Origin of the sequence: Streptomyces sp. NPDC007162 (assembly GCF_040634175.1) — a bacterium.
GTDB lineage: Bacteria > Actinomycetota > Actinomycetes > Streptomycetales > Streptomycetaceae > Streptomyces.
This window is the reverse complement of the sequence record NZ_JBEYFC010000800.1, coordinates 1-2860: the sequence shown is the minus strand read 5'-3', so window position 1 is coordinate 2860 and position 2860 is coordinate 1. Positions and strand designations below refer to the sequence as shown.

The window sequence follows — 2860 nt, the reverse complement described above, 5'->3', positions numbered from 1 at the left end:
GGCAGCTGGATCGCCACCCCCGGCCACCTCGAACGTGGCGCGTACGACGAGATCCGCCGGTTGACCGCCGAGGCAGTGGAGAGGGCGGCACCGTGACCGACGTGATCGCCCTGGGCGAGGTGATGCTGCGATTCGACCCCGGTGAGGGCCGGATCCGTACCGCCCGCAGCTTCCAGGTCTGGGAAGGCGGCGGCGAGTACAACGTCATCCGCGGGCTGCGCCGCTGCTTCGGACTGCGCACCGCCGTCGTCACCGCCCTCACCGACAACGCGGTGGGCCGACTCGTGGAGGACCTGATCCTCCAGGGTGGCGTCGACACCTCGCACATTCGCTGGATCGCCGCGGACGGCATGGGGCGCACCGCCCGCAACGGCCTGAACTTCGTCGAGCGCGGCTTCGGCATCCGCGGGGCGCTCGGCGTCAGCGACCGCGCGAACACCGCGGTCTCCCAACTGCGCAAGGGGGACGTCGACTGGGACGCGGTGTTCTCGCCCGGGGTGCGCTGGTTCCACACCGGCGGGATCTTCGCCGGACTGTCCGACACCACCGCCGACGTCGCCGACGAGGCCATGGCGGCCGCCCGCCGCCACGGCGTCACCGTCTCCTACGACCCCAACTACCGGCCCAGCCTCTGGGACGGTCGGGGTGGCGCCGAACGGGCCCGCGAGACCGACCTGCGCCTGGCCCGGCACGCCGACGTCGTCGTGGGTGCCCTCGGACTCGCGGGCCCGCATCCGGGCGCCGTGCGGCTGACCGACGACGAGGTGCCCGAGGCGCTCGCCTCGGTCGCGTCCCTGCTGCCGCAGGCGAGAGTGCTGGCGACGACTCTGCGCGCGGTGCCCTCGGCCGGGGTCAACGACTGGTCCTCGCTCGCCTGGTCACCCGAGACAGGTCTGGTCAGCGGCCCCCGCATGCCCGGTCTGCACGTCCTGGACCGCATCGGCTCCGGCGACGGCTTCGCCGCGGGCCTCGTCTACGGCCTGCTCACCGGTGCGGGCCTGGAGGGCGCCCTCGCCTACGGCACCGCGCACGGCGCCCTCACCATGACCACGCCCGGTGACGTCTCCATGGCCACCCTCGCCGAGGTCGAGGCGCTCCTCACGGGCGCCACGGCACACGTCCGACGCTGAACCACCCTCCCGGGAGCACCCCTTGCGCCGCCGTACGATCCCCACCACCGCCGTCCAGGTCACCGAGCTCGGCTTCGGCGCCTCCGTCATCGGCAACCTCTACCGCACCACCAGCGCCGAGGACGCGGCAGCCGCCGTCGACACCGCCTGGGACGCGGGCATCCGCTACTACGACACCGCTCCCCACTACGGCCTCGGCCTCTCCGAGCACCGCCTGGGCGCCGCCTTGCGTGACCGGCCCCGCGATCAGTACGTCATCTCCTCCAAGGTCGGCCGTCTCCTCGTCCCCAACGAACACCCCCAAGGCGTCGACACCGAAGGCTTCGTCGTCCGCGACGACCTGCGCCGCCAATGGGACTTCAGCCGGGACGGCGTGCTGCGCTCCATCGAGGAGACGCTGGAGCGCACCGGCCTGGACCGCCTCGACATCGTCTACCTCCACGACCCCGACGACCACTGGCAACAGGCAGCGGACGAGGCCATGCCCGCCCTCGCCGAACTGCGCGACCAAGGCGTCATCGGTGCGATCGGCGCCGGCATGAACCGGTCCGCCATGCTCGCCCGCTTCCTGCGCGAGACCGCCGCCGACCTCGTGATGCTCGCCGGGCGCTACACCCTCCTCGACCAGTCCGCCCTCGACGACGTCCTGCCCGCCGCACAGCAACACGGCAAGAGCGTCGTCGCCGTCGGTGTCTTCAACTCCGGCCTCCTCTCCCAGGACCGGCCCGCCGAGGGCATGAAGTACGACTACCAGGACGCCCCGCCCGCACTCGTCGACCGCGCCCGTGCCATCGCCGACGCCTGCGAGGCCCACGGCACCACCCTGCCCGCCGCCGCCATCGCCTTCCCCCTCACCCATCCCAGCGTCATCAACGTCACCCTCGGCATGCGCGACCCCGGGCAGGTCCGCCGCAACGCGCTGCTGCATCGACAGCCGATCCCCCAGGAGCTGTGGCACGACCTGCGCGACCAAGGGCTGCTCCGCCCCGAGACCCCCTTCGCGCCCGGCGCAAGGAGTTGACCGTGTCCCTGACCGACAAGGCGATCAGCCAGATCCGCGAACTCATCGCCTCCGGGGCGCTGCCTCCGGGCGCGAAGCTGCCTCCCGAGCCCGAGCTGGCCGCCCAGCTCGGGCTCTCCCGTAACCTCGCCCGCGAGGCGGTGAAGGCGCTGTCGGTGGCCCGTGTGCTGGAGATCCGGCGGGGCGACGGCACGTACGTCACCAGCCTGCAGCCGAGCCTGCTGCTCGAGGGCCTCGGTGGCGCGGTGGAACTGCTCCAGGGCGACCCCGGTGCCGTACTGGACCTCATGGAGGTACGGCGCCTGCTCGAGCCCGCCGCCACCGCCCTGGCCGTCCCCCGGCTGACGGACGACGGACTGGCGGAGGTGAAGCGGCACCTGGACGCCATGCGCGAGGCCCGAGACGACGTCGAGCGGCTCAACGCGCACGATGTGGCGTTCCACCGCGCTATCGTGGACGTCACCGGCAACGAGACGCTGATCACCCTGCTGGAGGGCATCTCGGGCCGCACCCTGCGGGCCCGGATCTGGCGTGGTCTCGTGGACACCCGCGCGGCGGCCCGTACGCTCGCGGAGCACGAGGCCATCTACGCGGCGCTCGCCGCACGTGACGCCGTGCTGTGCCATGCCGCGGCAGCGCGCCAGGGACGGTATCGCATCGTTGTGGCGCCGTGCCGAGCCGGAGCGGGCCGCAGCGATCTCCGCCGAAC

The 2860-nt window shown here is 72.8% G+C and carries 3 protein-coding genes; all 3 read left to right on the top strand.

Translation table 11 applies throughout. The features are described 5' to 3' along the window. Positions 1–92 precede the first annotated feature (92 nt). Complete coding sequence (locus tag ABZ646_RS44140) at positions 93–1130, top strand: sugar kinase (protein ID WP_360532730.1); 1038 nt, start codon at positions 93–95, stop codon at positions 1128–1130. Between the two features lie 22 nt (positions 1131–1152). Beyond that, the gene (locus ABZ646_RS44135; protein WP_360532727.1) at positions 1153–2151 is read left to right on the top strand and encodes an aldo/keto reductase; all 999 of its coding nucleotides are present in this window, start codon (positions 1153–1155) and stop codon (positions 2149–2151) included. Between the two features lie 2 nt (positions 2152–2153). Further along, a partial coding sequence (locus ABZ646_RS44130) for a FadR/GntR family transcriptional regulator (RefSeq protein ID WP_360532724.1) occupies positions 2154–2860 on the top strand: 707 nt, incomplete at its 3' end.